The organism is Bradyrhizobium sp. PUT101, assembly GCF_052043945.1.
Classification (GTDB): domain Bacteria; phylum Pseudomonadota; class Alphaproteobacteria; order Rhizobiales; family Xanthobacteraceae; genus Bradyrhizobium.
This window is the reverse complement of sequence record NZ_CP197207.1, coordinates 7099969-7123508: the sequence shown is the minus strand read 5'-3', so window position 1 is coordinate 7123508 and position 23540 is coordinate 7099969. Positions and strand designations below refer to the sequence as shown.

General features: G+C 61.5%; 17 protein-coding genes and 1 pseudogene. 12 read left to right on the top strand and 6 right to left on the bottom strand.

The genetic code is table 11. The features are described from left to right. The first annotated feature begins 332 nt into the window (after positions 1–332). The 3 genes from ACSHT2_RS33685 to sdhD are packed head-to-tail and all read left to right on the top strand — an operon-like array spanning position 333 to position 1983. Positions 333–1172 carry a succinate dehydrogenase iron-sulfur subunit gene (locus tag ACSHT2_RS33685; protein ID WP_440639349.1) on the top strand — a complete coding sequence of 280 codons (840 nt, stop codon included), beginning with the start codon at positions 333–335 and terminating at the stop codon, positions 1170–1172. Beyond that, complete coding sequence (gene sdhC / locus ACSHT2_RS33680; RefSeq protein ID WP_106946586.1) at positions 1169–1600, top strand: succinate dehydrogenase, cytochrome b556 subunit; 432 nt, start codon at positions 1169–1171, stop codon at positions 1598–1600. Before ACSHT2_RS33685 ends, sdhC begins: the two co-directional genes overlap by 4 nt. Next, positions 1597–1983 carry a succinate dehydrogenase, hydrophobic membrane anchor protein gene (gene sdhD / locus ACSHT2_RS33675; protein WP_440639348.1) on the top strand — a complete coding sequence of 129 codons (387 nt, stop codon included), beginning with the start codon at positions 1597–1599 and terminating at the stop codon, positions 1981–1983. Before sdhC ends, sdhD begins: the two co-directional genes overlap by 4 nt. Positions 1984–1999: 16 nt before the next feature. Here sdhD and ACSHT2_RS33670 read toward each other — a convergent pair whose 3' ends face one another. Continuing rightward, entirely contained in the window at positions 2000–2485 is a 486-nt protein-coding gene (locus ACSHT2_RS33670; RefSeq protein ID WP_440639346.1) for a DUF488 domain-containing protein, read from the bottom strand. Positions 2486–2769: 284 nt separating this feature from the next. Between ACSHT2_RS33670 and ACSHT2_RS33665 the strand changes: the two genes are divergently transcribed. Genes ACSHT2_RS33665 through ACSHT2_RS33655 form a run of 3 tightly spaced genes read left to right on the top strand, consistent with a single transcriptional unit; the run spans position 2770 to position 5188 of the window. After that, positions 2770–2985: a DUF2945 domain-containing protein gene (locus ACSHT2_RS33665; protein WP_440639344.1), complete on the top strand. Its 216-nt coding sequence runs from the start codon at positions 2770–2772 to the stop codon at positions 2983–2985. A 24-nt stretch (positions 2986–3009) separates the two neighbouring features. Further along, positions 3010–4764, top strand: a complete 1755-nt coding sequence (locus tag ACSHT2_RS33660) for a molybdopterin-dependent oxidoreductase (RefSeq protein ID WP_440639343.1) — start codon at positions 3010–3012, stop codon at positions 4762–4764. Positions 4765–4810: 46 nt separating this feature from the next. Next, positions 4811–5188, top strand: a complete 378-nt coding sequence (locus ACSHT2_RS33655; RefSeq protein ID WP_440639341.1) for a hypothetical protein — start codon at positions 4811–4813, stop codon at positions 5186–5188. A gap of 570 nt (positions 5189–5758) precedes the next feature. Here the strand turns inward: ACSHT2_RS33655 and ACSHT2_RS33650 are convergent. After that, entirely contained in the window at positions 5759–6667 is a 909-nt protein-coding gene (locus ACSHT2_RS33650; RefSeq protein ID WP_440642989.1) for a DUF6544 family protein, read from the bottom strand. A gap of 584 nt (positions 6668–7251) precedes the next feature. Here ACSHT2_RS33650 and ACSHT2_RS33645 point away from each other — a divergent pair. The 6 genes from ACSHT2_RS33645 to ACSHT2_RS33620 are packed head-to-tail and all read left to right on the top strand — an operon-like array spanning position 7252 to position 12373. Next, complete coding sequence (locus ACSHT2_RS33645) at positions 7252–7941, top strand: c-type cytochrome (protein WP_440639339.1); 690 nt, start codon at positions 7252–7254, stop codon at positions 7939–7941. A gap of 10 nt (positions 7942–7951) precedes the next feature. Next, complete coding sequence (locus ACSHT2_RS33640) at positions 7952–9202, top strand: cytochrome c (RefSeq protein WP_440639338.1); 1251 nt, start codon at positions 7952–7954, stop codon at positions 9200–9202. Positions 9203–9209: 7 nt separating this feature from the next. Next, positions 9210–9389 (top strand): hypothetical protein, encoded by a 180-nt coding sequence (locus ACSHT2_RS33635; RefSeq protein WP_028133722.1) that lies wholly within the window; start codon positions 9210–9212, stop codon positions 9387–9389. Then, the gene (locus ACSHT2_RS33630) at positions 9386–9949 is read left to right on the top strand and encodes a cytochrome C oxidase subunit II (RefSeq protein WP_440639336.1); all 564 of its coding nucleotides are present in this window, start codon (positions 9386–9388) and stop codon (positions 9947–9949) included. The genes ACSHT2_RS33635 and ACSHT2_RS33630 overlap by 4 nt, the downstream gene beginning before the upstream one ends. After that, a complete protein-coding gene (locus ACSHT2_RS33625; RefSeq protein WP_440639335.1) occupies positions 9936–11558 on the top strand; it encodes a b(o/a)3-type cytochrome-c oxidase subunit 1 in 1623 nt (540 codons plus the stop codon). The genes ACSHT2_RS33630 and ACSHT2_RS33625 overlap by 14 nt, the downstream gene beginning before the upstream one ends. Continuing rightward, entirely contained in the window at positions 11558–12373 is an 816-nt protein-coding gene (locus tag ACSHT2_RS33620; RefSeq protein ID WP_440642988.1) for a c-type cytochrome, read from the top strand. Before ACSHT2_RS33625 ends, ACSHT2_RS33620 begins: the two co-directional genes overlap by 1 nt. Before the next feature lie 199 nt (positions 12374–12572). Here the strand turns inward: ACSHT2_RS33620 and ACSHT2_RS33615 are convergent. From ACSHT2_RS33615 to ACSHT2_RS33600, 4 genes and pseudogenes are all read right to left on the bottom strand, one after another. Next, positions 12573–12946 (bottom strand): annotated as a pseudogene (locus ACSHT2_RS33615) (methyl-accepting chemotaxis protein); the annotation flags it as partial. A gap of 431 nt (positions 12947–13377) precedes the next feature. After that, entirely contained in the window at positions 13378–15843 is a 2466-nt protein-coding gene (locus ACSHT2_RS33610) for a bifunctional diguanylate cyclase/phosphodiesterase (protein WP_440639333.1), read from the bottom strand. A gap of 1122 nt (positions 15844–16965) precedes the next feature. Next, the gene (locus ACSHT2_RS33605; protein WP_440639331.1) at positions 16966–20055 is read right to left on the bottom strand and encodes an EAL domain-containing protein; all 3090 of its coding nucleotides are present in this window, start codon (positions 20053–20055) and stop codon (positions 16966–16968) included. A 182-nt stretch (positions 20056–20237) separates the two neighbouring features. Then, on the bottom strand, positions 20238–22388 hold the full coding sequence (locus ACSHT2_RS33600; RefSeq protein WP_440639330.1) for a methyl-accepting chemotaxis protein: 2151 nt from the start codon (positions 22386–22388) through the stop codon (positions 20238–20240). Positions 22389–23540 lie beyond the last annotated feature (1152 nt).

Genomic DNA, 23540 nt, shown 5'->3' with positions numbered 1-23540 from the left:
CGGTTTTGGGCACTTGAATCACGTCCAAACGGACGCCTTCAACCGGTAAATTTGGACATCCCGCCTTTCCGAGATTAACTGCTAACCGGATGCCGCCGATGTGCAAAAATCGACGCGATTGACCCGCAACAGACTCGGCCGAGTTCGGCGTCATAGGCAAAGTTGAGGGATCCGCCAGACTAACCACCCAGTTCTCCCGGCGACAATCACCGGTTTATCTCGATAAGGATGGACCGGAACCTATTCGAGCATGGAACCAAGGACGCAGCAGTTGAAAGGTGTACTGTGCTCTGCGCAGGCGCGGCCTAATCGTGCGAAAGGCAAGATCCACAATGATCATCGAATCCTCGGATCGAGTATCTCGCCTGTCCTGGTTCAAGCGGTTTCCCATTCCGCGAAACTTCAAGGTCACGCCGGAATCGCGGATCGAGAAGGGGCGGACATGGCCGGCGCCCGCCTATGCGAAGCGAGTTAAGGCGTTCGAGATCTATCGCTACGATCCCGACGCCGGCGGCAATCCCCATCTCGACACGTTTCATGTTGACGTCGACGACTGCGGACCGATGGTTCTTGATGCATTGTTCTGGATCAAGAACAAGGTGGATTCGACGTTAGCCTTCCGCCGCTCGTGCCGCGAGGGTGTCTGCGGTTCTTGCGCTATGAACATGGATGGCACCAACTGGCTGGCTTGCACGCGGTTCATCTCCGACATGGGAACGAACGCAACAATCTATCCGCTCGCCAACTTGCGGATTATCAAGGATCTCGTTCCCGACCTGACGCACATCTTCGCACAGTATGCAGCGATCGAGCCTTGGCTTCATTCCAAGACGCCAGAGCCCGAGAAGGAGCGGCTGCAATCCCCCGAGGACCGCAGCCAGCTCGACGGTTACTACGAGTGCATCCTTTGCTTCTGCTGCACCTCTGGATGCCCGAGCCACTGGTGGAACGGCAATCGCTTCCTGGGACCTGCGGCACTCCTGCAGGCATGGCGTTGGCTGACGGATAGCCGCGACGAGGCGAAGGGAAAACGGCTCGATGCGCTCGAAGACCCGTTCCGGCTTTATCGGTGCCATACCATTCTTAATTGCACCCGGACCTGCCCCAAAGGATTGAATCCTGGCAAGGCCATCGCTGAGATCAAGAAGGCGATCGTCGAGCGTGAGAAATGATCAAGAACGGGACCACAGATGGCAATTCGACGCCGGCGCGGCCACGCCCGCTTTCGCCCAATATCCAGATCTATCGGCCGCAACTCACCTCGGTGTTGTCGATCGCTAACCGCATCACTGGGTTAATTCTGAGCCTCGGCGCCGTGGGCCTAGTGATCTGGCTAAGCGCTGCGGCGGCTGGTCCCCAGGCCTATGGCGTCGTTCAGAGCGTGATAGGATCCTGGGCCGGTCAGGTCGCGCTGTTCGGCTGCACCTTCGCCTTCTTCTTGCATTTGTGCGGTGGCATCCGTCATCTCGTCTGGGACACCGTCCACGGCTTCGAGCTTCGGTCGATCTACATTTCTGGATGGACGGTCGTAGTGTCCAGCGTAGCGCTCACTGTGATCGCATGGGTGATCAGCCTGTTGATTGCGGGATGGCCCCAATGAATCGCCGTTCGTTCCGCTCGCCGCTGGCTCGCGCCCTTGGGCTCGGTTCGGCCAAAAGTGGCGCTCAGCACTGGTGGGCGCAGCGCGTCTCGGCGATTGCGCTCGTGCCTCTGTGCCTATGGTTCGTCGTGTCAATTGTCACTCATGCCGGGAGCGATTATGCGGTCTTCGTCGCCTGGATCAGGACACCGCTTGCTACGAGCTGCATGATCCTCTTGCTGGTCGCGCTATTTCATCATTCGGCGCTTGGTCTGCAGGTGGTGATTGAGGACTATGTCCATTCGGGTGTCAGGTTCGTGGTAATAATTCTGGTTCGCTTCGGCTGCTACGGACTCACCGTGATCGGGATCGTCGCCACTCTGCTCATCGCCTTCCGCGGCTAAACCCGCAGCCCTTTCCTCATTCCGTTTGGGTATCTTGAGCGGGATAGACCACCGTCCTATCGTTGCGAACAAAGGCGCCGGGTGTGAAGCTCGCCACATCGACATGCGATTTCCCGAGAATGTGTATCACTTGCTCGCCTGCGGCCAGAAGGTAGTCGGCGATGATCCGGCGGTGGCACCGCCACCACACGGCTTCGGCGCACATGACCGCGCATCGGTGCCGACCGCCCCGTTCCCGCAGCCGCGCCAGGCCGGCCGCGAAGGGCGCCGTCAGGGCATAATCTGCGTAGTTTTGAAAACTTTGCACCCGCCAATAAGAATTGGGCGAAGGCCCGGCGCCGCGTGACTTTCCGCGGCGGCCGCCGAGCTCGGCGATATGCTCGTAGCCGATCTGCCAGGGCTCCAGGGTCCCATGGAGTGTTTCCCGATTGAACTGAGGGTTGGTCCGCGACCGGGGGATCGACCTTACGTCGATAACGAAGTCGGCGCCAGATTCCCGCAAGAGATCGGCAAACTCGACGATCGTCCTGGTTGAGTGCCCTATGGTGAAAAAGCTGTTCGTGGCGTCGCTCCAAGCGGCAAAGGCGCGGTGACAGCCCGCCTCACTGTTGGTCCTAAGCGTCTGATGCCCGAAACAGAAGCGCGCGTTGGATTAGTCGAAAGATATTGCGCTTTTAAGGAACTGACAGGAAGTGCACCGGTTGGTGCCTTTGCCGCCAAAGTAATATGCATTCAACGCTAGAATTACCTCTTGGCAGTTCTTTTGCGGCATCGGATCGAACGACCGTGCCGAAGACCTTCAATATCCATGATCGCGTGAGTTGGAACTCCGAGGCGGGGCGCGTCAGCGGCATCATCACCCGCGTGCATACTCGCGAGTTCAAGGTCAAAGGATATACCCATCATGCGAGCGCAGACGGTCCGCAATACGAGATCAAGAGCAGCAAGACGAACCATATCGCCTTTCACAAGGGTGCCGCGCTCACCAAGCTGGACGATTGACGTCTCCATTGTCAGGCGCGCTCGATGACAGGCAACGATCGACCCGTGCCTGCGCGTCCGCCATCTTCGCTGGCTGAGCCACTTCGTGCCAAGCTTAGCGATGCCGACGATCGCATCCACCTCAATCATTGGATGCCTCCGCAAAACGGGATCGCGCCCCGGATCCGCATTGGGCGGCGCTGGATCAACACGCTGTGGGGCCTGCCGATTGCCGCCGCGGCGCTGCTCTGCCTGGTCGCCCTGGCTCAGAGCCTCCGCGAACTTCCCGGAGTAGAGGCCTTTATCCGACAGCATCCCGGCATTGCGCAGGCCGCGCCGTCGGTTGATTCGGGATTCCCATGGTGGCTGCAGCTTCAGCACTTCCTGAACATGTTTTTCATGCTGTTCATCATGCGCGCTGGCCTGCAAATTCTGGCCGACCATCCCCGGCTCTATTCAGCCCGCGATTGCACGCCGGGGACCGACTGGTTCCGCTTTCAGGTCCCGGTGCCAAAAGGGCGTGTCTGGACCGCCAAGGACGATTCCGTGACTCTGCCGACATGGCTCGGCATTCCGGGCCTGCGCCACACCCTCGGGCTGTCGCGCTGGTGGCATTTCTCGGTCAACTTGCTGTGGCTGATCAACGGCGTTGCGTTTTATGCGCTGCTGTTTTCAACCGATCAATGGCGCAGGCTCGTGCCGTTGACCTGGGAGGTCTTCCCGGCCGCGCTGTCAACGGCGATCCAGTATGCGTCACTGAACTTTCCGGTCGATCATAGCTGGACCCGCTACAACGGCCTCCAGCAGCTCAGCTATTTCATCACGGTGTTCGTCGCAGCGCCGGTTTCGATCGTGACTGGTTTGATGCAGAGCCCCGCGATCTCCAACGCGCTGGGTTGGTTCGGCAGGCTGTTCAACCGGCAGGCGATGCGGTCGGTTCACTTCATCTCCTTTGCCTGGTTCGTGGGCTTCATCCTCGCACACGGCGTCATGGTGTTCGTCACCGGCATCAGGCAGAACACCAACCACATGTTCGGCGGAGTGGATAACGCATCCTGGACAGGTTTTCCGCTGTTCGTGCTGGCAATGGCAATCCTGATGATCGCATGGCTGCTGGCTTCGCCCTTCACCATCCGGCATGCCCGTCTGGTCCAACGTGTCGGCGCGTTCATGATCGGCTGGATCATGGAATTAGCCGAAAGCTGGGATGCACGCTCCCAGCTCACGAAGCAGGATATCTCGCCCTATTTCTGGCCCAACGGCACGATGCCGAACTCAAAGAAGTTTGATGATCTCGTCGCGGAGGAGTTCGCCGGCTACAGGCTGCGGATCGGCGGGCTGGTGGAGGCGCCTCAGGAATTGTCTCTCGCCGACCTCAAGGCCATGCCGAAACAGGAGCAGATCACGACGCATTTCTGCATCCAAGGCTGGTCGGGTGTCGCCGAATGGGGCGGCGTTGCCGTGCGCGACATCCTCGCTCTGGTGAAGCCGACGCCCGAGGCTCGCTACGCTGTGTTCTATTCGCTGGCCGACGGCGCCGACGGCGGGCGCTATTATGACGTCCACAAGATTGAGAACATGCGCCACGCGCTGACGATCCTCGCCTACGAGATGAACGGCGCGCCCGTCAGCGTACTGCATGGCGCTCCGTTGCGGCTGCGATGCGAGAATGAGTTGGGTTTCAAGATGGTCAAGTGGATCGAAGCGATCGAATTCGTGCATGACTTCGCCGATCTCGGCGCAGGCCAGGGCGGTTATAACGAGGACCACGAGTTCTACGGTTATCGCATGCCGATCTGATCGCTCCCCGGGATGACGAGTTCATGGCGATATAAAGGAGCTACGCATGGCCCGAGAAAACCCCGATACCTTCAGCGACTGGAACCAGCGTCAACGTGCTCTGTCCAGATGGGACAACGAAGGAGGCGCGGGGCCCGGAGGGCCCGCCACGGATTCGTCGTCGCCCCATACCGATCCAATTGCAGTCCCCGATCTGACCAACGCCGAACTCGTGACGCTGCGTATTCGTGTCATCGCGTTGGAGAATCTGATGATTTCCCTGCTTGCGACAGCATCGGATGACCAACTCCGATTGGCTCGTGAAATGGCAGGCTACATCTCTCCACGGCCCGGCTTTACCCAGCATCCTCTGACGATCCATGCGGCCGCTCACATGGTCGATGTCGTCCAGCGCGCCAATCATTTTCGAGACTCTGGGTCTTGATTGATGCGCCGCTATTCGCGCCAGGCCAACTCGTTCGATAGATGTCTGTTGTTAAGGCACGAGTGAACTCAGCGCGACCAGCCAATTGGTTGCAGAGGGACCACTAGGAAGGAAAGCAGACATGGAGCGGAGAGTCCATTCGAGGCAATTGGCGCTTTACGGAACTGCCGTGATGTCCCACTTAAGTCCGAAATGTGCGTCAAAGCGGATCTCCGCCAACCGCTCTGGCTTTATAGGTTCACGTCCTAGCTAGATGCCCCGAACGGCAGGGCGGCCGAGGAGCAGGCAAAGGAACGGTTTTGCGAGATCCACGCCACCCACGACTGGTCACTGCATGCCGATCGCCTGAAGGTGGATCCCGCAGACTTCCCGTCGTAAGCCCACGGCCGCCGCCGCGCCGGAAGAGCGCTGACCAAGTCATGGAAGGCTGGACATGTCGCAAGCATTCGGATCGCTGGCCACTGCATGTTTCCTGCTCGGCATCGTCATGCCGTCTTTCGCGGCGGACGCCGTCAACGGCAAGGACATCGCCACGCGCTGGTGCGCAAGCTGCCATGTGGTGGAGCGCGCTCAGACGAGCGCCACCGACCAGGCTCCGCCGTTCGCGTACATCGGGAAAACGCCCGACTTCGACCAGAACAAGCTCGCGTTCCTGCTCCTCATGCCGCACCAGAACATGCCGACCTTGTCGCTGAACCGGGCGGAAGTTTGCCGATTTGGCCGACTACATCCGCTCGCTGAAATGAAGCGTCCGCCCGAAGCCGTTAAAGACGTGATGCAGCCGCACCTCTCCTCATTCCAAACGCCAATCCGTGAGTTCGGCCGTCCAGACGGGATGCCAGTTTCCGTCGAGATGCCAGCCGACCTCTCCGCGGAAGGGTATCCATCGGCCATTGCGGAGGCGGTAGTCCGCGAAGCTGCCGCGCCAAGCCGGTCGACGAATCGGCCGGTCTCCATGCGCGGTCTGTCCTTCGCGGAGACCGATCCGATGCGCCCCGCCTCGTCCAGTTGGATCTCGACCGAGATGCGCTCGTGAGCTGACGGATGAGAGACGCGAAAGCCGTCTTCGCGGACCAGCCACTCGAGCGACCGGTTGGGGAGGATCGCGTCCGGCGCCCACCCAAGCTTACCCAGGTATCGCACGATCTGCCCTTTTCGGAGCGCACTCTCGTCCGCCGGCGCGCCGCTTAGACGGAAGGCCAAGAAGCGAAGCTCGGATGCAGCAGCCTCCGAGGAAAGCCGGTCCACGACCGTCAGGCAAGACAGCCGGCCAAATCTGGCTTCCCAATCGAAAGCCGTCCCGGAAGTCTCGATTTCATCGAGGGCACGGAAGCGTATCCAGCGGCTCGGAGGGCCGCTGCTCATTCGCCCGAGTTGCGAGAGGTGCACCACCCGGCAGCTTCCGGTGGCGCCCAGCTTGCGCGCGAGCTCCGCCACCTCCGTTGGAAGCGGGCTGGTCACGACGGCGCCCCTCCGCATCATGGTCGTGCTGCGAGGCGTGGGATGGTTCAGGTGAGTGTCAGGAGTGTCAGGAGTGTCGTCAGACATGTGCCTTCTTGTGGCGGCGCAAGCCGCGGAGCGTTCAGGGCGATGTCCTCGCCTCCGGTGCAAGGATTTGAGAACGAGAGTAACCGCGATGTGCGACCTCGATGCATACCGAGGGTCGGCACATTCGAGCTTGAGATGCAACAAGGCGAACATCTCCGCGGCGGCGTAGAGTTGATTCCGTACCGAGCGGCGTCGTCTCGCGTCGGTGTTGTTACGGTTGCGGAGCTCGGACTTCTCGGCACTCCGGGCTTCGCACCTCAATTTGCGACCGCTATATGGGGCCGGCTCGGAGAGCGGCTCCGCCGAACATGATCGGCGTTGCGGGTCGAAGGACACATCTTGGACTGACAAACCCGGCTTGGCGGCCATTGCCGCCGGACCGGTACGTCCTGGGATCCAAGCGTCGCTTCCCGCCGCGCCGCCTCAGTTCCAACATCCGGAACAAATCTCGTCCTCTGACGTTTAGCCCCTTCATTTACGCAGCATTGGGGTGCCGCGTGCGGATGCGAATTGCGATGGCAGGGGTGGGGCTGGCGATCTCGGTCCAGACTTTTCCCGTTTCGGCTCAGACACCTGGTCAGCCGCCTGATACCATGGAGGCGCGCGTCGAAGCGTGCTCCCCTTGCCACGGCAAGCAGGGCGAAGGCACCAGCGATGTCTACTTTCCCCGCCTGGCGGGCAAGCCAGCCGGCTACCTTTACAATCAGCTTCTGGCGTTCAAGAACGGTCGGCGGAAATACCCGCCGATGAACTATCTGCTCGAATATCTCGGTGACCCGTACCTGCAGGACATGGCCGAATACTTCGCCGAGCAGCGTCCGCCGCTTCCTGCGCCGGCAGCGAGCGACGCCAGCAAGGAGGTCCTGCAGCGCGGCCAGGCTTTGGTCTCGGGTGGCGACCCGGTGCGGCAAATTCCGGCTTGCGGCAGCTGTCACGGGCCAGGCCTCACGGGCATGGAGCCCGGCATCCCCGGTCTCCTCGGACTGCGCCCTAACTACGTCAGCGCGCAATTGGGCGCTTGGCGCTACGGTACGCGGACGGCGAAAGCTCCGGATTGCATGCAGCAGGTCGCAGCACGGCTGACGGAGGCGGACGTCACCGCGGTGGCGGCCTACCTCGCGAGCCGCCCCGCTCCGATTGTCATCGCTCCCGCTCCCAAGGGCGCCTACGTTCTGCCCCTCGCGTGCGGAAGCGAACCGGATTGAGGAGGCGGCGATGCTCTCACGCGCACGAATCCTTGGTCTTCTGTTCTGGTTCCTAGCGAGTCCGGCTTACGCGCAGCAGCAGCAGAACTCCCCCAGCGACATCGTCAAGCGCGGCGAGTATCTCGCGCGCGCAGGCGACTGCATCGCCTGTCACACTGCTCCGGAGGGCCGCGTCTTCGCCGGAGGGCGCGCGATGCCGACGCCGTTCGGAACGCTCTACTCGTCCAACATCACGCCCGATCGCGACACCGGTATCGGCAAGTGGACGACCGAGGATTTCTACAAGGCCATGCACACGGGCCGCTTTCCGGACGGCGGCCTGATGTACCCGGCGATGCCGTTCGCCTCCTACACCAAGGTGACCCAGGCCGACAGCGCCGCGATATTCGCCTATCTGAAGTCGATCCCGCCGGTGAGCCAGAAGAACCGGGAGCACGACCTCCGCTTTCCCTACTCCAACCGGCAATTGATCCTCGGCTGGCGCACGCTCTTCTTCAGCGAGGGCGAATACAAGCCGGACCCGTCCAAATCGGCCGAGTGGAATCGCGGAGCCTATCTCGTCGAAGGACTCGGCCATTGCGGCATGTGCCACTCTCCGATCAACGCCCTCGGCGGCACGTCGCAGTCGGACGCCTTCAAGGGCGGTCTCATTCCGATGCAGAACTGGTATGCGCCGTCCCTCACCTCCAACCGCGAAGCCGGGCTCGGCGACTGGAGCCTTAAGGACATCGCCGATCTCCTGAAGACAGGGGTGTCCGCGCGTGGCGTCGTCTACGGTCCCATGGCGGAAGTCGTCCACAACAGCCTGCAATACCTGATCGATGAAGATACCAACGCGATGGCAGTGTACTTGAAGAGCATCGCCGAACCAGCGTCGCGGCCGCCGTCGGCGTCTGCGACTTTGCCGACCACCGAGAGCAGCCTTCTGGTCAGCCTTGGCAAGACTGTCTATGACGCTCGTTGCGCGAGCTGTCACGGCGTCCAGGGCGAGGGCAAGCCGCCGCACTGGCCTCCGCTGGCCAACAACCAGTCGATCGAGATGGAGTCCGCCGTCAACGCGATACGGATGGTGCTGAACGGCGGCTACCCGCCGGGCACGGAAGGAAATCCTCGTCCCTACGGGATGCCGCCGTTCGCAGGCCTTCTCTCCGACAACGAGGTCGCCGCCGTGGTCTCCTACATCCGCACTGCATGGGGCAATCGCGGCGCGCCGGTCAGCGCCCGCGACGCCAACGAACTGCGCTCCGCGCCCCTGAACTGAGGCCCAGATGATCAACACGGACCTTCCCGAGCAGACCGAGTCCACCGCGGACGACCGCGTCGATCGCATCGTGGCCGCCGGACCGGGCGGAGCACTGACGGTGGCCGGGATAGCCACGGCGCTGGTGGTGGGAATGTGGTTCGCGTTCTACCTCTTCGTCTTTCTCCCTCGCGGAGCCCTGCAATGACCGTCCAGGACGGCCATCATGGCGCCGAGGTCGCCGCTCGCACGGAGCGCCGCTGGGCGACCATCTCGGTGATCATCATCGTGGTGCTCGCCATGCTGGCGGCGTTCGCCGGCATTCACCAAGTTACCATGCCGCAGGCACGCGTGGAGACCATCGACCCGACCCGGCTGCACCTCTCGGGCGAGTTCGTCGAGTCGAATCTCGGCAGCGTGCTGGAGCCAACCGGCGCGGTGACCGTACGTGCCATCGGCCAGCAGTATTCCTTTACGCCGGCCTGCATCCTGGTGCCGGCCCAGACGCCGATCACGCTGCGCGCCACAAGCGCCGACGTGGTTCACGGGATCCTCGTCCAGGGCACCAACGTCAACACCATGCTGGTGCCGGGCTACGTCTCCGAGCAGCTCATGCGCTTCGAGAAACCCGGCGACCACCTGATGCCCTGCCAGGAATTCTGCAGCTTCGGCCACGAAGGCATGTGGGGCAAGGTCAAGGTGATCGACAAAGAGGAGTTCGCCGCCAAGGCGAAGAGCGGCGGGAGGCTGAGCTGTGTTGGTGAATAGGAAGCTCGTCCTAGCGCATTTCTGGCTGGCTTTCGCCGTGTTCGGGCTCGCGCTCTTCCTCGGGGCATGGCAGATGTTCGTCCGGAGCCCGCTCTACACCTGGATCAGCAATCCGGAATGGTACTATCGATCGCTGACGGCCCATGGGACCGTCATGGGCTACGTCTTTCCGACGCTGGTCGCGATGGGCTTCGGCTACGCGATCTCCGAGTCTGCACTCAAGCAGCCTCTCGTCGGCGTGCGCTGGGCCTGGGCGGGATTCTGGCTGATCGTGGCGGGTAGCGTCATGGCGATGGTGCCGGTCGCGCTGGGCCGCGCCTCGGTACTCTACACGTTTTACCCGCCGTTGATCGGCAGCGCGTTCTACTACATCGGTGTCGTGCTGGTCGTGGTCGGCTCCTGGGTCTGGGTCGCGCTGATGTCCATCAACCTGCGGGTATGGCGGCGCGAACACCCCGGAGAGCCCGTTCCGCTCGCGATGTTCGCCAATGTCGCCGGCTCCTATCTCTGGGCCTGGACCGCCGTCGGAGCCGCGCTCGAGCTCCTGCTGCAGATCATTCCGGTCGCGCTCGGTTGGAGGACCACCATCGACGCGGGACTCGCGCGCGTGTTCTTCTCCTGGACGCTGCATGCCATCGTCTATTTCTGGCTGATGCCGACCTACATCGCCTACTACACCATCGTGCCGCGCGCGATCGGTGGCCGGCTCTACAGCGACACGATGGGGCGGATCGCGTTCATCCTGTTCCTGGTGGTCGCGATGCCGATCGGCATCCACCACACCTTCGCCGACCCGCAGGTCGGCGCCGGCTTCAAGTTCATCCACTCCGCGTTCACCGCGCTTGTCGCGCTCCCGACCCTGCTCACCGTGTTCACGATCTGCGCGTCGGTGGAGATCGCCGCGCGCCTGCGCGGCGGCCGCGGCGCCTTCGGCTGGATCGGGGCGCTGCCGTGGGACAATCCCATCATGCTGGCGGTCGCCTTTTCGTTCGTTCTGCTCGGCTTCGGCGGCGCCGGCGGGCTCATCAACATGAGCTATCAGCTCGACACCACGATCCACAACACTCAGTGGATCACTGGCCACTTCCACCTGATCTTCGGCGGCGCGATCGTGATCATGTACTTCGCCGTCGCCTACGATCTGTGGCCCCATCTGACCGGCCGAGCCTTGCCCGATCTGAAGCTCGTGCGCGCCCAGCTTTGGCTGTGGTTCGTCGGCATGATCGTCACGACCTTCCCGTGGCACTGGGTCGGCATCCTCGGCATGCCGCGCCGCATGGCCTACTACGACTATTACGACCCGGCCATCGCGCCGCAGGCGTTCTCGGTCACGCTGTCGGCGATCGGCGCCTTTGTCCTGCTGATCTCGGGCCTGCTGTTCCTGTACATCCTCGCGACCGCGCATCGCCAGCCGGCTGCGGATGCCGGCGCATACCGCTTCAGCGTGCCCGTTCACCCGGTCCGCACCGTGCCGCTCGCGCTGAATAGCTACGCGATTTGGGTGGCACTGATGATCGGACTGACGGTCACCAACTATGCGTACCCCATCCTGACCCTGGCCGCCCGATCGGACACCTCGGTGCCGGCGGTCTACGTGGGAGCGCAATGATGAGCGCCCGCGAATTGTTCACGTTCCGCAATCCGTACTTTTCCGCTGGAGTCGGCGCCGCTGCGAGCCTGTTCGTGCTCACGGCCTTAGGCGGCTTCATCGTGCTGCCTTACGCGCAAAAGGAGCTCAAATTCGCCGGGCTTTGGGACGCGATCTGCAGCGCGGCGGGCCTGCCCCAGCGCTCCGCCTCCGTTCCGACCGCCAAGGTGGGACCGCGCCTGTCCGAGGCGGTCCTGACACCGACGATGCTGGCGAGGCCCGGCCAGGAATCGATCGGCCGCGGCGCGACCCTCGCCCAGCGATGCGCGATCTGCCACGGTCCGACCGGGATTAGCCGCGCGGCCTCGCCGAACCTGGCCGGCCAGTACGCCAGCGTGATCTACAAGGAACTGCTCGACTTCCGCTCGGGCGCCCGCAGCAACGCCGTGATGTCGCCCTTCGCCGTCGACTTGAAGGACCAGGACATCGCCGATCTCGCCGCGTACTACGCCTATCTGCCGCGGCTGCCGGCCTACCATCCTACCCCCCAGCTGCCGAGACCCCGGATCGTGATCTACGGGGCTCCAGTCCGCGGCATCGCGCCCTGCGGCTCCTGCCACGGCAGCCTGGACAACAAGACCGGCAGTCCGTGGCTCGAAGGGCAATCAGAGGCTTATCTGAAGGCGCAGCTTCAGGCCTTCGCGTCCGGCCAACGCACGAATGACATCAGTCAGCAGATGCGCAACATCGCCCGCGCGATGACTCCCCAGGAGATGGACGATGCGGCGGCCTACTACGCCTCGCAGCCAGCCGAGATCGTGAAGGCGACGGACTGACTTGCGCCCCGTACACGCCGCCGCCGACGCTACACCTGATTCTAATCGCAACGCAGCCTACGAGCACCGGTTGGCTCGCGAAAAATTCGCACGCATCTCGTGAGGTTTTTTACAGCTTGCGAGAAGCAGATCGAGAGTCAAAGTCGAGTCGCTTTAGTAAATCGGCCTCTAGTGGAAGCGAGCGTGATGGGGCTTTTCATCCGGTCTCCTTCCATTCGATGCTCGCATTGAGCGCAAGTAGAATGGTCTGCCCCGCCATGGTGTTGACCAAGTCAACGACGTCGCCGACCCGGATGCCGCTTCGAAAGCGTGCAGACACGCTCGTTGGTGGCACGCCCCTGCTCGACAGCCTCGTTTGCGACCGGGCTTATTCCTGAACCTATCGGCTGATCTCGTTGATGGGGCATGACAGTTCCTCACTCGCCGATGCGACCGACTGAAGTTTCGTGGAGGCTCGCTCGGAGGCAGCCGCAACCACCGTCGTCCGCTCCTGAGAGCGCTCAGCGGTCTTGGTCAGGGTCGAGGCAGACGCTTCAAGCTCTGTGGAGCCGAGGAGACCGTCTCGACAATCTCTCTATGATCGGCATCGAGACACTCGCGATGATAAGAGGACCCAGGAGGAGGAAAGCGTTTTCCCCAATTCAGCATCCGGCGGGGGCTAAATAGCCGCCTGTGGCGATAGGCTCACTGGAGCAACATGCCCAGAGGCGGAGATGACGAGAAAGCGCGCAGCCAACTTCGCAATCATCGGCCAGATGTGGAGTATCGATCATGTTGGAGCCCGGTATGCCTAGGGGGCATCAAGTAGTCCGTGGCGCCGGTACCGGCCAGCGCACGCGGCAGGCTCATCATCGCCCGATCTGCGGGCTACGGCCCGCAGGGCCGGCTTGTTCCACGTCCCGAGCAGTGTGCAATGTCTACTCCATGACCGCAAACCGAGCGGCGATCGGCGAACTTTCGGGGGTAGTGACACGCACTAAAACTTGCCTTCAAACGCCGGAAGGTCAGACGCACTGCGCTCTTCCTTCGTCCGCTGAGGCGAGGTATGGCGATGCTACCTGCTCCGTGAGGCTGTCGCTGGCACCTAGCAACCGCGAAATTTCGTCGGCCGAAACCGGGCGACTGAACAGGAATCCTTGAAATTCATGACAGTTGAAATCTTTTAGAATGGCGCCTTGTTCGGCGGTCTCCACGCCCTCGGCAACAACAGTTAGACCAAGAGCCTGTCCGAGCGCGATGATAGCTACGGAAATAGCGCGGTCTTGAGGGCTTTCACCAATCCCTCCAACGAAGCAACGATCGATCTTAATGGTGTCAATCGGGAAGTTTTTCACCAGCGAGAGAGACGAATAGCCGGTGCCGAAGTCGTCAATTGCCAGACGAACACCGCGACGATTGATGGCCTGCATGACCGCAGTCGCATGCGTGACGTTCTGCATCACCATGCTCTCGGTGACCTCAAGCTGCAGGAGCTCGGGAGCTAAGCCCGTTTGGCGTAGGACCCCGTCAAGAAATCGCAGCAATTCATGATCGGTGAACTGCTTCGGAGAGAGATTGACCGCCATGGAGATTGCCGGCAACCCCAGGGCCTGCCACATGGTGCTCTGGCGACAAGCTGTTTCCAGCACCCATCTCCCTATCGGAATGATCAGACCGCTCTCTTCGGCCATTGGGATGAAGGCTGCGGGGGCGATTATCCCTTGTTGCGGATGCTTCCAGCGTAGAAGGGCCTCCACGCCGACAATCCGGCCCGCCGTATTCACCTTAGGCTGGTAGTGAAGAAACAACTCGTCTTTTTCCATCGCTCGGCGCAAGTCTGCTTCGAGAACCAGGTGCTTGAGCGATTGTGACTGCAATTCCGCCGAAAAGAAGCGGAATGCATTCTTTCCACCTGCCTTGGCCGCATACATTGCGGTGTCCGCCTGCTTGACGAGTTCCTCAGGATCCGAGGCATTATCGGGGAAAATTGCGATCCCGATGCTACAGCTGATGCGGCACTCGTGTCCGCACAGGAGGAAGGGTGACTCGAGTGCTTCCAGAAGCCGGTGGGCGATCGCAGTCGCCTGATCTTTACCGGTCAGCTGGTCAAGCAAAACCACGAACTCGTCACCGCCTAGCCTGGCGAGCGCGTCCTCAGCCCGAATATTCGCGCGCATCCGCTTGGATGCTTCAATAAGCAATTGATCGCCGGCAGTATGACCGAGCGAGTCGTTGATCATTTTGAAGCGGTCAAGGTCTATGAAGAGAACGGCAAGCCGGCGGCCCGGTGCGCCGCTCGCGCGCTGATGCGCATCAGAGAGCATTGTCGTGAACGTCGAGCGGTTCGGGATGCTCGTCAAAGCATCGTGGGTTGCCAGGAAGCGGATGCGCTCCTCGGCCAATCTCTTTGCATCCGTCCGGTCAAAATTCTGGATCGCGAAGGACACGTTTTCAGCCAGCCTGGCCAGTAGCTCGACGATGTCGGAGGTGAAGATGCCTTCGTTGCTGGCCAGGAAGAGCAGGACGCCGATGGCTTCGCCATCGCTGAACAGAGGAAAACTTGCACCAGCGCGTGTCCCTCCTCCTTCCGCAAGCTGGTGCCAATGGCTTGTCCCTGCATCACGCAAGAATTCATTCTTGATGCAGGGCATTTTCGAACGGAACGAGGTGCCGGTTAGTCCCTTACCCTGAGGGTGGTCTGCCAAGACCGAAAACGCGGTGCTGCGAACCCGATCGGCATTCTGTCCTTTAGTGGAGACAATCTTCAAGAAGTGATCGTCCGGCTGTGCCAAGGCAATTGTCGTCGAAGTAAAATGCCCGCCCAAAACCGCTGCCTCGCAAACAAGTTCGTAGAGCTCTTCGCGCGACCCGGCGCGCATCATGGCTTCGTTTGTCTTGCAAAGCGCGATGTACATGCGGTGCAACGCAGCTTCTTTGTTCTCGGCGTCGCGCTGCGCGCGCTCGGCTTCCTTTTGCCGTTCGGCCCCCTCGAAACGTTCGAGAGCGAATGCGACATTCTCGACGACCCGTTCGAGAAGCGCACTTATTTCGCTAGTGATAGACCCGACTGATGCGAAGCAGAATAGAAAGACGCCCATGCTTCGCTCGCGCTGAACAATCGGGACGGCCAGGGTTGAACCGACGCCGCAGGCAATCGAATGCTCTCGCCACGGCTTCAACGTGTCGTCATGAATCACGTCATTGCTGAGAGCGGGGAGCCCGGAGCGATATGCCCGCCCCGCAAGTCCGTGTCCGTGGACCGAAGTCTCATCTACTGAAATGCTGATTTGCGGAATGAATCCCGTCTCGCTCGTTGCAGCAACAACGTCGAGCGATCCCGCATCATTTGGAATAAGGACGGCCGTGATCCGAATGTGGCCGCCGTGGACCGCGGCATCACAAACTTTTTGATAAAGTTCGGAGCTGTTCGCCGAACGTAGAATAGCTTCGTTCGTGGCGTTGAGTGCCGCGAACATGAGTTCGTGGTTCATGTTTTCCCCCACAAACATCCTAGTCAAGCCGGGGAAACAACGGGTTAGAATCGATGCTTTAGGACATCTTAACAGGTGCTGGGTCGTTCGATCGCTTGAGCCCCGCGGCAGTTTACGCATCCGACATAGGCGACCCCGCCAGCCATGTTTCTGCAGGAGCTTGCCGGGGAACCAGCTTTTGCCGCGCCGCCTCGATCCGCTCCGTCAGCAGGCGCGCTTCGTCTGGCCGCTTCCGGTCTTGCTCTTGGCGATAGGCACGGCGCCGTTCTTTCCGCGTGCATACTGACGCGCGATCTCGCGCCTCTCCCCTCGAACTCAGCATTGGCTTGCAGGGAGACCCAGAGGCACTCCCCGTTTCGTTCAAGCAGCGCCGAAACCGCCTTGGACGTTGATCTGCGACGTGGGCATGGCGAAGCCGGCCGTCTTCCTGGCTGCCGCACCTCGGGCATCTGAAGCTGACCTCGGCTGTGCGAGGATGTTCCTCTGAGCGCCGACTGCCGCCGGCCAGGCACCGGCCTTGGGACCCTTCACAAGCAGATCATTCGTTTTCAATCATTGGGACGGCTCCTCACCTCGCCCACCACCTCCAACCACGCCTTGATGCGGCCGTTCCTCGCGACCTTGGTAGGCCAGATTGGCAGCCTGCCGCCCTCGGCCAGCTTGGCGCTGCCGTGGACAGAGGTCGTGCCAATGCGAGGCCGGCTTGCATTCCGGCGCAGCAGCATGCAAGCAGAGCCCCCTCCTCGAACTCACCGTGCTCGGACCCCTTGTAAATAAGGAGTGGAACCAGGAGCCTTGGCATGCCGGTACGACTTCAGATCGCGGCGTTGGTCTTCATAAGCGTCCAAGCAGTGATGTTCGGGGCGAGGAATGCCCGTGATCCTCCTCACTCGGGTCCAGTCGAACGCATGGCGGCGATTCCGGCCATGGTCGCCTTGAGCTTTCGTTGCGTCCCTGCAATCGAGTGGTTGATGGCACCCCGGCTTCGCCAGCGTTATTGGCGCGCGAGAGGCGTTGCCGGCGACGCGATTTCCGGTTGAGGCCGCTGGCCGTCCGTATGTCTGTCATATATGTCTCCCTACTCGAACCGCGCGGCAGCCGGATCTTGCCGCCAGCGTCAAGCTATGAGGCCGAGTGCATGAGAGATGGAAGTTTCGGGTTGGATCGACTTCCGCCCGCCGCTATCCGCTGCGGCCGTCCAATCAAGTAGCCTTGCATTTCGTCGCAGCCTTCCTCGATGAGGAGCGACATCTGGACCTTTGTTTCGATACCTTCCGCAAGGACAGGCACGCCAAGGCCGTGCGCGAGCCCGATGACCGCGCGAACGATGGCCAATGATCGCTCGCTTTGTCCGAGCGAGGCGACGAAAGACCGGTCGATCTTGATCGTGTCGAGAGGGAATGCCTCGACATAGGACAGTGAGGAATACCCCGTCCCGAAATCGTCAAGGGCGATCAGGATGCCGAGATTCTTGAGAGATTGCATCGTTTTCTTGGCGCGCGAGACGTCCTCGATCAGCACGCCTTCGGTGATTTCCAGCTCCAGTCGTGCTGGTGCCAGCCCGCTTTCGCGCAGCACTTTGCGGACCTGAGCATCGAGGTTCTCCCTGCGGAATTGCGCGGCCGAGACGTTGACGGCGATCCGGAGCGGCCGGTCCCATGATGCGGCTTCCTGGCACGCTTCCATCAGGACCCAATCGTCGATCTGCGCGATCGAACCGCTTCGTTCCGCAATCGGGATGAATTCTCCAGGAGGGACGAGCCCGCGGTCGGGATGCTGCCACCGCACGAGTGCCTCATATCCAATGATGTGGCCGTCGCGGTGCTGCTGCGGTTGATAATCCAGATACAGTTCCCCGCGCTCGACCGCGAAGCGCAGATCGTGCTCGAGCGCGCGGCGCTCCTGAAGCTGCTGGTCCATGGCGCTCGTGAACAGGCGGATCGCGCCTCTGCCCTCGTGCTTGGCCCGATAGAGCGCCGCATCGGCGTTCGCAAGCAGAGAGACGATGTTGTCCGCGTCCCTGGGAAACAGCGCCGCACCGACGCAGAGGTCGAGGTTGAGAGCATGACCATCGACTTCGACCGGATGGTCGAATGCTGCCCGCATCCTGGTCGCGAGGAGTTCCGCACTTGCCGACAACGGCACCTGGTCCGTGATGCCGATGAACTCATCGCCCCCTACGCGCGCAACGTAGCAGCCTTGTCCTGCCTCCTGAAGACGCCGCGAAGTCTCGCGCAGGACCGCATCTCCGATAGCGTGGCCGAACAGATCGTTGATCTCCTTGAAGTGGTCGAGGTCGATGCAGAGCACGGCGAAGCCGGATCCGGTGATTTCGGCCCGCTCGACCGCGGCCGAGAGGTGCTGATCCAGGGCAGTCCGGTTGGGCAGTTCGGTCAGAACATCGTGCGAAGCCAGATAGCTGATCCTCTCCTGGGCGCGATTGCGCTCGGTGACGTCGAATGCCACGCAAACGTGCGCTGGGCGCCCTTCATAGTGAAGTGGTCGGGACTCAATGGCGACTTGAATGAGATCTCCGCCAGCGGTTCTGTGCAGTTCAAAATCGGCGGCCCCATCGGATGCTCCGCACTCCAGCTGCGGCTCGCACATGAGGAGAAGATCCTCGCGGTGGTAGCCGTAGTGCCGGCACATTGCGGCGTTCACCGCGAGCAATTGCCGCGTTGCCGCATCGACCACCCACATGGGCAGCGGATTCTCCTCAAACAGCAGACGGAACGAGGCCTCCCTGCGCTTCAGGTCGGTGATATCGATCCGGACGCCGATACTGCCTCCGTCGGCCGTGCGGCGCTCCTCCACGCGTACCCAGCGGTCGCCGGGCAGATGCTGCTCGTGAGAGTATCTTGGCAGGGCATGACGAGCCAAGCGTTCGGCGAGCCATTCGTCCTCCCGCCCGATCGCCTCGGGATATTGCCACCGCGCAAGCCCAGCGCGGAGGATGCTTTCGAACGGTGTGCCCGCCGCGAGGGCTTCCCGGCTGGCAGCATAGAATTCGGCGTACTGCCTATTCCAAAGGACCAGGCGATCGTTCTTGTCGAACAAGGCCAGGCCTTCAGGAACGACCTCGAGCGCTTCGGTGAGATGGGAGTGAGTGGCGCGGGCGGCGGCTTCGGCCCGTTCGGCTGCCCCCTTCGCTTCGGCAAGAGCCATCTCGGTCCGGTGACGCTCGGTGATGTCCTCGTGGGTGGCCACCCAGCCTTTGTCCTCCATGGGTCGATGTCGGATGCGCACGACCCGTCCATTCGTCAGTTCGACGGTCGTGTCCGAGCTCTCGGCGATCACCGGGGCGCTGTTGCGCCAGACCAGATAATCCTGCTTCGGCATCTTCGGGGCGCTGCCGGCCGAATACCTGAGATCGACGATATCTTTCAACTTCATGCCGGGCCGGACGACTTCCGGATCGAGATCATAGATTTCCAGGTATTTCCTGTTGCAGACGATCAGGCGCTGATCCTCATCGAAGAAGCAGAGCCCTTGGGACATGTTGTTCAGGGCCCGATCGAACCGTTCCGCCAGGGCGGTCGCAGTCTGCTCCGCGGCTCTTGCGCGCTCCCCTTCCTGGGTGAGGCTGCTGTGAGCCCGAATGAGTTGCAGGAACGAGCGAAAGTTGGTGTTGATCATCCTGCCGAGCAGCAAGAGGAGCAGCAGCAGATTGATCCCGAGCGAGATCATGATCCCGTCGCCTGACAGGAGCAGCACAGTCCCGATCGGGCCCCCGGCAATGAGCATGGTCAGGAGGGATGCCGGCGGAAAGCTTCCGAGGCAGTAGGCGGTGCCGATACATCCCATGAAGACGAGCAAGGCAACCGGCGCTCGGAGACCAGGATCAACGGCCGCGAACAGCGCCAAAATCCAGAAGACAAACCCTGCATTCAGGACTACTGCGACTAAGCGTGTTCTCCTGAGTTCTCCGTGCGCCTGCTCGGGCGTGACATCGACCGCTTTCAGGCTGATCCACTGAGCCAGGCGGAGCAGGCAAAGCGCCAGAAGAGCCGCCGGCAAGCCGAATCGGAGCCATGCTGAGACGGTCACTGGGAGGACTAACGCTACACTGATACTGTCGACCAGCAGCACGGCGTACAGCACCGGAACCTGCTTTCGCAGGATCCGGAACTGCTCCACGACCAGCGAACGACCGAGCGGATCGGTTATATCGCCCAACGCGAAAGCCGCACGAATTCGCCCGAATAGACCCATCGAGTTCCTACCCCCTCCAGAACCTAAGCGAGAGAGACGAAGGACGCGTAAAGGCGCGTAGTATGTTCGGAGTTAACGGCATACCGACACATTCACCTGAGCAGCCAGCCTGCTGCACCCGGGCGAATTCACGCTGGCTCGATCCGCCTGCTCCAGTGAGCGAGCGGCCGAACCGTCGAAGGTCAGGCCGCCCGCACGCCATCCAGGAACTTACCGACCTCGAGCTTGAGGCGATTGCTGTCGGTCGATAGCGACTGTGCGGCTGACAGTACCTGCGCGGAAGCCGATCCGGTCTCGCCCGCGCCACGCTGGACGTCAACAATGTTGGATGAGACCTGCTGGGTGCCTTGCGCCGCCTGCTGCACGTTGCGAGAGATTTCCTGGGTCGCGGCGCCCTGCTCTTCGACTGCGGCCGCGATGGTGGACGATATTTCGGAGAGGCGCTCGATCGTGCCTGAGATTTCCTTGATCGCGTTGACCGACTCGTTCGTCGCGGTCTGGATGCCTGATATCTGCTGACCAATTTCGCCGGTGGCTTTGGAGGTCTGCTCGGCGAGAGCCTTCACTTCGGAAGCCACCACCGCGAACCCGCGGCCAGCGTCCCCGGCGCGCGCCGCCTCGATGGTGGCATTGAGCGCCAAAAGATTGGTCTGCGCGGCGATCGTATTGATGAGCTCGACCACGTCTCCAATTCGCGCCGCCGCCTTGGACAACTCGCCGACACGGCCGTTCGTCGTGCGCGCCTGATCAACCGCCGCACCGGCCATCCGCGCCGATTCCTGCACCTGACGGCTGATCTCATTGACGGACGAGGACAGTTCCTCGGTTGCGGAGGCGACGGACTGAACGTTCGTCGAGGCTTCCTCGGAAGCGGCAGCGACCAGCGTCGTCAGCTCTTGTGAACGTTCGGCCGTGGCAGTCAAAGTGCCCGCGGAAGCTTCCAGTTCGGTTGAAGCCGACGAGACCGTTTCGATGATTTCTCCGACCGCGCTTTCGAAGCTATTGGCCAGCTTCACCATTTCGGCTTTGCGCTGGACGGCTGCCCGCTTTTCGGTTGCCTTCAATTCTTCTCTGTCAAAGCGCACGATTGACTGCACGGTCTGCAGATTGCGCAGCGCCACGCCGAGTTCATCATCGCGCTCCACGTCGATCCGGTTGTCCAGCTTGCCCTGGGTGACGTTGAGCATAGCGTCGTTGAGCCGCTGCAGCGGTCGGACAACAGCCCGAATGGTTTGCCTGCCGAGCAGTCCGCCAATCACTATGCCCAGCGCGAGCAAACAAGCCGCCACGCCGATCAAGATAGCATACTGACGCTCAGCTGCGTCATACTCGATCTTTGCTTCTTTGATCTGGATCGCCACAAGCTTCTCCAAGTCCGCCCTGGCCAAGTCGTAATGCTCACGCGCTTCGCCCGCCAGCAGAGCGCCAAGCTCGTCGTACTTGCGGTCCGCCAGCAAGCCCAGGCTGGGCTTCAACCCTTTCTCGACATAGGTCATGCGCTTGGGCGTGAAAGATTCGGCAACGCCCTTCTCCTCAGGCGTGAGGTAGGTAGCCATATACTCGTCCCAGACCTTTCGGACCGTCTCAAGGTTGGCGGTGACCTTGGCCACGATATCACCAACCGGCTTGCCGGCGCGCCCGTTCGCGACAGCTTCGAACAGCAGGACCGTATTGTCCTTCATGCGGTCATTGATCTCGAACAGCTGCGCGAGCGGCACAGCCCGATCTTCGTAGATCGACTTGATGCGGATGTTGCTCTCTCGCGTGGCGAGAAGGCCCGCAAGACCGATTGTCAGCAGAAAAGTACCGAGCACGGCAACCAAGGTAACCAGGCGCGCATTCAGCGTGTGCGTAAAAACTGCAATGCGATCCATGAACGAACGGCTGCGGATGATGCCGGCGTCGATCTTGTACTGCTGCGCCTTGTTGGCGCGAAGAAGCGCGTAAACCTGTTCGGCTTCGGCCCGTTGGTCAGCCGGCAGCTTGGTGCGGATCGAGGTGTATCCGGTGATCTGACCGTTTTCCCGGACCGGGGAAGCTGTCGCCAGCACCCAATAGAAATCGCCGTTCTTGCGGCGGTTCTTCACCGCGCCGACCCAGGGCTTCCCCTCCTTCAAGGTTGTCCAAAGGTTGTCGAACGCCTCAGCCGGCATGTCCGGATGACGGATGATGTTGTGCGGCTGGCCCATCAACTCCGCTTCGGAAAACCCCGCAGCGTCGAGAAACTGGTCGTTGAAGTAGGTCAGCCGACCTTTGAGGTCGGTTCTGGAGACGATCAGCGTCTCGTCGGTAATGGGATACTCGACCGTTGTGACCGGAAGATTCGTGCGCATTCCATGCTCCTCGATGCTGCCTGGATTGCGATCGCGGCGATGCGACTGCAAAGCGACTTGGATCTAATCGCGAGAGGATGCGCCTAGAAACTAACCAAATGCCTAGACAACGGGCCCGGAGAATTACGGGACGTCACGGAAAACTACGGACAAGCTGATGCTTCTTGCATCAGCTTCGACGATTTCTTGCAAAACAAATGGTCGATGCGCTTAGATTCGAGAACATAATCTCATGAAGGCCGCCGCCGATGGCCCGAGCGTGATGATTGCAGGCAACCGCGGCTCGTGCAGGCGAATTTGACATGGCGCAAAGCGACCGGCACCGCAGCGTAAAGTTCATTCCGTACCGAGTGGCGTCGTCGTTGCGGGTCGCAACGACAAACGACACAACTTGCTTGGAAGACAAATCCGGCCTTGGTGGTGATTGCCACCGGGCCGGTAATGTCTTGCACTTGGTGGTAATCAACGATCCAGCCGCCGCTCCATCTTCTTTCGGCTGGTGCGGGCGTTCTTTGACGGCCGTCGGCACTGCCGCCTTCGATCGCTCGGTATTGCGCGCTTCGTACCGGTCTCGTAGCCAGTCCGCCGGCCCCCCGGGCCCGATCCTGCTTGCGGACCGGGCTCTTTTGCCTCTTCGCTTGGATCTGTGGAGTCTCCAGGGAACGCAGGGGAAACCGCGGGGTCCGACGCGTCCGGAGCAGCGGCGATCCCCATGTAGTTGGCGTGCCGCTCTCGACGGAAGATGTAGGCAGTTACGCGGTTTGGAACGGAACGAATCCGCCGCTCTGTGTTGAATCCACATGATCCCGTACGGGTGCGACAGCGCGTTTCCCCTCAACGCGATCTAGCGGCTTGGAAGGGGCAGGCCCTGCGCCTTGCACCGGTAACGAGCTGCCGCGTAGGGCACCCTTCCGGCATGTTGTCCTCGGCAGCCCTGCATAGGCGAGCGAGCTCCCACCACCTCAGCGCGGCGGTGATCCATCTCTGTCGTTCTAGCCCATCGGCTTCGGCGGCAAGCTTCATTGCCGCGACGGCCTCGCGCTCGGAGTCGTACGGCGGATCCATGGATGCAAATATGGTTTAAGATCGTAAACGATCACGCACCAGTGGGACCGTAGCAATCCGGGGTCGGCACCATACCCGCGGGCGTCG

Excerpts from the sequence above, each read along its gene's own strand:
- ACSHT2_RS33600 (WP_440639330.1), bottom strand. The coding sequence starts at position 22,388 with ATGCGCACGAATCTTCCGGTCACAACGGTCGAGTATCCCATTACCGAC.
- sdhC (WP_106946586.1), top strand. The coding sequence starts at position 1,169 with ATGATCAAGAACGGGACCACAGATGGCAATTCGACGCCGGCGCGGCCA.
- sdhD (WP_440639348.1), top strand. The coding sequence starts at position 1,597 with ATGAATCGCCGTTCGTTCCGCTCGCCGCTGGCTCGCGCCCTTGGGCTC.
- ACSHT2_RS33685 (WP_440639349.1), top strand. The coding sequence starts at position 333 with ATGATCATCGAATCCTCGGATCGAGTATCTCGCCTGTCCTGGTTCAAG.
- ACSHT2_RS33610 (WP_440639333.1), bottom strand. The coding sequence starts at position 15,843 with ATGAACCACGAACTCATGTTCGCGGCACTCAACGCCACGAACGAAGCT.
- ACSHT2_RS33640 (WP_440639338.1), top strand. The coding sequence starts at position 7,952 with ATGCTCTCACGCGCACGAATCCTTGGTCTTCTGTTCTGGTTCCTAGCG.
- ACSHT2_RS33630 (WP_440639336.1), top strand. The coding sequence starts at position 9,386 with ATGACCGTCCAGGACGGCCATCATGGCGCCGAGGTCGCCGCTCGCACG.
- ACSHT2_RS33650 (WP_440642989.1), bottom strand. The coding sequence starts at position 6,667 with ATGCGGAGGGGCGCCGTCGTGACCAGCCCGCTTCCAACGGAGGTGGCG.
- ACSHT2_RS33645 (WP_440639339.1), top strand. The coding sequence starts at position 7,252 with ATGGCAGGGGTGGGGCTGGCGATCTCGGTCCAGACTTTTCCCGTTTCG.
- ACSHT2_RS33635 (WP_028133722.1), top strand. The coding sequence starts at position 9,210 with ATGATCAACACGGACCTTCCCGAGCAGACCGAGTCCACCGCGGACGAC.
- ACSHT2_RS33605 (WP_440639331.1), bottom strand. The coding sequence starts at position 20,055 with ATGGGTCTATTCGGGCGAATTCGTGCGGCTTTCGCGTTGGGCGATATA.
- ACSHT2_RS33660 (WP_440639343.1), top strand. The coding sequence starts at position 3,010 with ATGACAGGCAACGATCGACCCGTGCCTGCGCGTCCGCCATCTTCGCTG.
- ACSHT2_RS33655 (WP_440639341.1), top strand. The coding sequence starts at position 4,811 with ATGGCCCGAGAAAACCCCGATACCTTCAGCGACTGGAACCAGCGTCAA.
- ACSHT2_RS33620 (WP_440642988.1), top strand. The coding sequence starts at position 11,558 with ATGAGCGCCCGCGAATTGTTCACGTTCCGCAATCCGTACTTTTCCGCT.